The organism is Candidatus Hydrogenedentota bacterium (assembly GCA_019695095.1).
GTDB lineage: Bacteria > Hydrogenedentota > Hydrogenedentia > Hydrogenedentales > SLHB01 > JAIBAQ01.
Genome location: JAIBAQ010000281.1, coordinates 1 through 5,740, shown reverse-complemented (window position 1 = coordinate 5,740; position 5,740 = coordinate 1). Strand labels below are relative to the sequence as shown.

Below are 5,740 nucleotides of genomic sequence, written 5' to 3'. Positions count from 1 at the left end.
GCATCGTATTGGGCCTGGTAGTCATGCGCGCCGTCGTAGAAGTAGAGGCCGACGGGATGCGGAAGGCGTTCCGCGGTATACACCTCTCGAAAGTCGCAATCATAGAAGATGACGTGATCTTCGAACCCGTATCGGGCAAGATTTGTCCGCAGTTCTTCCCTGGAGTTCCCCAAAGCCTGGAATTGGACGAAGTTGTCACAGGCGACAACCGGCCGCCACGGATTGTTCTGCATGGCGGAAATGAGGCTCTTGCCTTTGTATGTGCCCACTTCCAGGTAGCATTCATCGGGCTGAAGAAATGAGAACGCGAGATTGAGCAATCGCTGCTTTTTGATGGATATCATGCCATCGACTTCGGGACATGCATCTTCTTTGAGTCTGTCTATCGGGTCCCAGAAGACATACTCAGGAACGTTCCGAGTAGCCCCGAACTTGTCCCAAAACGCTTTTCGAAACAGAGCAATATCCATCTACAGGTCCCTGGCCGCCAAGACTCTTTGAGATTAGCCATCACTGTACCGGCCCTCACTTGGGCCGAGGCCAAATCCGAGCTAAACGCATGGTACACTAAATACATCCTATTAACGAACGAGACATCCGGTACAGAGACGTGTGCCGCGTCCGTTCAGGCTTTGGAAGGAGGGTGACATGTTTTGTCCGAATTGCCGAGCCGAGTTCCGTGAAGGGTTCGATACGTGCAGCGACTGCAATGTGCCTTTGGTGGAGGCGCTTCCCCCGGAGGAACTTCCCGAATACATCGATTACACCGAAGTGTTGAGCACCTACAATCCCTCGGATATCGCCATCGTGAAGTCCATCATGGACACGACGGACATCCCGTACGTGTGGGATGGCGATTACTTCACCACGGCTGAGCCGCTGGTCACGCCTGCCCGGCTCATGGTGCAAACCGAACGCGCGGCGGAGGCCGCTGAGTTCTTGAAGGATCTGAGCCTATCGTTTTCCGGTATCGACGTTCGAGATAGCTTGCAAGTAGACTCCGAGGAAGAAGAACCTGAATCCGATAATCCCGAGAGCAACGAGCGCTTGTAGTCCGCAATTTGCACCGGCGCGATTGAGCGCCGACGCAAATTGCTCACGTGCAAGACTTTTAGGTTATGCCATGAGGATTTCTCGCGAACACACTCTGTTCTCGGATAACCGCCTCAACTTTCGCCGCAGGTCGTGCAAATGCACTGGTCACGTCAAAGGTTCAAGTGTGTTCGTGAGAAATCCGGGGTATACGTGACGGTCAATCTTGAGGGGGATACTTGTGGAAACACACCCGGTTCTGCTTATCTCGTTGATTGTGGTAAACGTTCCTGTCTACTTTGGATTGGGAAAACTACTATTTGGGAACTGGGAGAACTTCGACGAAGCCGTGAGGTTCCTGTTTACGCCCGATGTCTTTTCGTGGATACGCGGCGAAGGAATCGAGGATTGGTGGGCGGAAATGAAACTCGGCCTTCTGGTGTCCTCGAGTTTCTTTGCGGTACTGGGCGAATACGGTCTGATTGATAAATTCTGGCTTTAGAAGTTCGCCCTATGCAGGTCGGGATTCCACAAACGCGAACTTATTCTTCATCCGCAGGAACGGCTTCTCGAGTATTTCGTACGAGATCATGGCCGCTCCCAGCGTGACCACTCCAGCTGCAATGGCCCGCCACACCCAGTACCACACGGAATCCTCTGCGCTAGCCGGCACCAGATAGTGCGAGACAAGCCCACCCACGAAGTGATACACATAGAGGCCATACGAGATCTTGCCCAAGTAGGAAAGCATACGGAACGGCGGCGAATAGGAGGCCTTCGCGGGAGCAGTCACTGCGGCGAGAATGAGCAACACACTGGCAAACGCCGCCTGCGGATAGGCCCACACCGGAGAAGTCTCGAAATAGCCGCCATTGGGACTTGCGCCCACGCGCCAGAAAAGCCCCGCGGCAATTGCCGCCAACAGAAAGCGCACAGCTCGGTGCAGCACGGCGTTTCGTCCGTGCAACGCGCAGGCCAACAACCCACCCATGGCGAAGCAATCCAGCCGCGCAAACGTGTTGTACCAGACGGAGTAGCGCGTGGGGGGCGCTCCGTGGACGTAGTGATACCTGTAGACCCACGTCAGAACCACAAGCAGAGCAAGCAGACCGGCAAAGTACTTCGGCTTAATTCGCGCCATCAGATTTGGCCACACCAGGTAGAACTGTTCCTCGATCGATACACTCCACAGCGGGCCGGTGACCGATGACAGCATCCCGGACGCGACGCGGTACCAATTCGCGGTGAACGTCATGAGAGCGGCGTAATACATCGCTGGGACCTGGCCCCATAGAACTTCGAATGGGAAGGCGGTCAGTATGAACGCAAAGTATAGCGGCCAGATTCGCAGGATGCGCCGCACGTAGAACGCGGTGACATGCACACGCCCCGTGCGATTGCGTTCCAACAGCAGCAGCTCCGTGATCAAGTACGCGCTGAGCGTGAAGAAAAGATCGACGCCGTGGCCCCCAACCCGCACAAGCGGCATCAGGTAATGAACGAGTGTTTTTGGTAGTCCGAGATTCCAGTAACTCTCGAAGGTGTCGGGGCACACATGAAACCAGAAGACCGCCGAAAACGCGAGGAAGCGGAGCCAATCCAGCTCCGGCCGGTAGAACCTCGCGGCACTCTCGGTTCGTGGGTGGACTTCGTAGCTTATAATTCACCCCAATCGTGTATACTCGAATCTTCCGGGGGGAAAGAATGGCGGAGGGTGTGGGACTCGAACCCACAAGCCCGAAGGCGCCGGTTTTCAAGACCGGTGGATTGCCAGTTATCCTAACCCTCCGCGGGTGGAGCGGCGCGCGACTGGCCAGCCGCTGAACGGCTCAATTGTACGGCAGAATGTCCATCATTTGCACTTCTCTGCATCGTACTGAGGGCCTCACCGGTTCCAATGGAACCATCCGCGAGGGGAATGGATGAGCATCGTACTTGAAAACGATTACATTCGCGTGTCACTTAATGAGGCGACCGGCGGCGCCTTGTCGCTCCTGAACAAACGCCGCAATACGGAGCTTGTTGCGACTCCTTCGACTTCGCCCCTGTTTCGCCTCATCGCGCCTAAAGATGATTTGCTGTGCCATCTGCTTGATCCGGGCGTGGCCATTGCGAGCACGACTGATGGCAAGGCCGTATTTACGTTTGACTGGCCGCACCTATTCGCAACGATGCAGGTGGAACTGTCGGGACCGGCTATTCTCGCTTCACTCCGCATTGAGAACCGAAGCTCACTGACCATCGAAGAGGTACAATTCCCGAGCGTGACCGGTTTGGGGCCAATACCCGGAGGAATGCTCACGTTACCCAATTTCGGCCGCCGTCGTCTTGATCCCTTTGGCCCGGATTTGAGCGGCGACCGGCGTCATGCCGAGCAGTACCTCGCAAAGCTCACCGCCCGCTACCCCGAGCGCATGGTCACCGCATGGTGCGATTACGCGTCTGCAGAACACGGCATCGCATTGGAGGCGCGACACACCGACTTCCGCATGATCGATTTCATGGTCGCAAAGACCGTGAACAAGAAGGCGTCACCGTTTACGCGAACACTCGACATTACGGCCGCTCACCCGTATCGAATTGCCCCCGGCGAATGGTGGGAATCGCCGCCCATGCGCCTGCTGCTGCACGAAGGCGATTGGCACACCGTTGCCGATGAGCACCGGGAATGGGCCGAGACGTGGCTGCCACGCCGTGTTCCAACCCGCACATTCGCTGACAGCGTCGGATGGCACTACTTCTTTCTGAAGCATCAGGATGGCTCGCACCGCTTCACGTACGCTGACATCCCCCGCATGGCCAAAGCCGCGCTGGACGCCGGATGCCCTTATTTGCTTCTGTTCGGCTGGCATGCTCCAGGCCACGACAACCACTACTGCTATCGTTATGTGCCCAGTGACGCGTGGGGAGGCATCGAAGCGCTGCGCGCAGGCATCGAACAGGCACGCGCGATGGGCGCGCGGGTCATTCCCTTCTTCAACGGCACCTTGGCCAACGTGAATGCGCCGGAGCATCGCGCGTTTGGCCATAGGTGGGAAGCGCGCACGCGTGAAGACGCTCCCTACCACGCAGGCGACTGGGCGGGGTTTACCGTGGACGTCCCAACGACTAGCCGGGGGCGCATGCACCACGAGCTTTGCCCGACTCCAGAACACCAGCAGTTCTTTCTCGAAACGTTGCGGCGAATTGTCGCGGACTACGCGTTTGGCAACATTCAGCTTGATCAGATCGCGATCAAGATGATGCCGTGCTACAACGTCGACCACCGCCACGATCAACCGGCGCGCGCGTTCACGGATGGCATCGCCTCCATCCTCCGCGAGACAAGGGCGTTTCTGGACGCTGCGTATCCTGACGGCATGATTTTGTCCGAGTGCACGAACGAATTCACGGGGCAATGGTGCGACGGCGCGTGGACGTGGGAATTTGTGGAAGATACCGAGCCAATTCTGTACGCATGCCCGTGGCTCTTGACGAGCACGTGCGTGGACGCGATGGAATTTGCGGAAACCAACAGGGCCTTTGTTCACAAGATCATGCTGGACATGCGGATTGGGGGCGGCGACGAGTTGATCGCTGAGTATCCCGCGTACTCGGAGCATGTGCGCAAACTAAGCGCGCTAAAGAGACGAACCCGGAAGTATTACGCAGACGCTTGCTTCCGCGACCTGGAAGGACTGGCGGACTTGAACGCACAAGGCGAAGGCCGCACCGTCGCAAAGGTATTCAGCAATCGAATCGAGAAGACTTCGGGTATTGCCGTTGCAGAAACAGCGGGATCGCCGGTGCAAGTAGACCTGCGCTGGAATCTGTCAGGCGTCGAAGGCGCTAAATTGGAGAGCAGTACCGGCATTTCGAAGAATTTGGAGATCAGCGACGGCCGCGTTACGTTGCATCTCGATGCCTACGAAGTCGCGCTGCTCTGCATCGACAACGCGTAGCGCGCCGTTACGCTCCGATCATCGATGCCGTGAGGTGATCGCGATTCATCTTCGCGATGTTCTTCACGCTGATGCCTTTGGGGCACTGGGCCTCGCACTCATAATGGTTCGAGCAATTGCCGAACCCTTCCGCGTCCATCTGCTGCACCATATTCAGCACGCGGCGGTGCTTTTCGGGCTGGCCCTGCGGCAGCACGTTGAGGTGGGTTACCTTCGCCGATACAAACAGCATCGCGGACGCATTCGGACACGCCGCCACACACGCGCCGCACCCGATGCACTGCGCCGCATCCATTGCCCAATCGGCCTTGTCCTTCGGGACGGGCGTGGCGTGCGCCTCGGGAGCCTGCCCGGTCCGCACCGAGATAAATCCACCCGCGGCAATGATTCGGTCGAACGCCGTGCGGTCGACAACGAGGTCCTTAATCACCGGAAACGCTTTCGCGCGCCACGGCTCGATGACGATCGTCTCGCCGTCCTTGAACTTGCGCATGTGCAACTGGCAGAGCGTCGTTTCCTTCTCGGGACCGTGCGCGTGTCCGTTCACCACCGCGCCACAACACCCGCAGATGCCTTCGCGGCAATCGTGGTCGAACGCGATCGGCTCGATGCCCTTCAGCTCGAGTTGCGCGTTCACAATGTCGAGCATCTCCAAGAACGACGCGTCGCTATCGATATCCTTCGCCTCGTACGTCTCCAGACGTCCGGGTGTGTGCGCGTTCTTCTGACGCCAGACTCTTAAGGTGAGATTGATCTTGCTAGACATT

At 57.6% G+C, this 5,740-nt stretch carries 6 protein-coding genes and 1 tRNA gene; 3 read left to right on the top strand and 4 right to left on the bottom strand.

Annotated features, from left to right (window positions below; genetic code table 11):
• Positions 1-470: class I SAM-dependent methyltransferase (locus K1Y02_24790; GenBank protein MBX7259599.1), on the bottom strand; the 470-nt coding region annotated here is incomplete at its 3' end.
• Between the two features lie 178 nt (positions 471-648).
• Here K1Y02_24790 and K1Y02_24785 point away from each other — a divergent pair.
• The gene (locus K1Y02_24785; GenBank protein ID MBX7259598.1) at positions 649-1,053 is read left to right on the top strand and encodes a hypothetical protein; all 405 of its coding nucleotides are present in this window, start codon (positions 649-651) and stop codon (positions 1,051-1,053) included.
• Between the two features lie 220 nt (positions 1,054-1,273).
• Positions 1,274-1,534 (top strand): hypothetical protein, encoded by a 261-nt coding sequence (locus K1Y02_24780; GenBank protein ID MBX7259597.1) that lies wholly within the window; start codon positions 1,274-1,276, stop codon positions 1,532-1,534.
• A 9-nt stretch (positions 1,535-1,543) separates the two neighbouring features.
• On the opposite strand, the gene K1Y02_24775 is transcribed toward K1Y02_24780, so the two are convergent.
• Positions 1,544-2,695 (bottom strand): acyltransferase, encoded by a 1,152-nt coding sequence (locus K1Y02_24775; protein MBX7259596.1) that lies wholly within the window; start codon positions 2,693-2,695, stop codon positions 1,544-1,546.
• A gap of 42 nt (positions 2,696-2,737) precedes the next feature.
• Positions 2,738-2,821, bottom strand: a tRNA-Ser gene (locus K1Y02_24770).
• 133 nt (positions 2,822-2,954) lie between these two features.
• Here K1Y02_24770 and K1Y02_24765 point away from each other — a divergent pair.
• Complete coding sequence (locus tag K1Y02_24765; protein MBX7259595.1) at positions 2,955-4,973, top strand: hypothetical protein; 2,019 nt, start codon at positions 2,955-2,957, stop codon at positions 4,971-4,973.
• A 7-nt stretch (positions 4,974-4,980) separates the two neighbouring features.
• Here K1Y02_24765 and K1Y02_24760 read toward each other — a convergent pair whose 3' ends face one another.
• Positions 4,981-5,739 carry a succinate dehydrogenase/fumarate reductase iron-sulfur subunit gene (locus tag K1Y02_24760; protein MBX7259594.1) on the bottom strand — a complete coding sequence of 253 codons (759 nt, stop codon included), beginning with the start codon at positions 5,737-5,739 and terminating at the stop codon, positions 4,981-4,983.
• Position 5,740 lies beyond the last annotated feature (1 nt).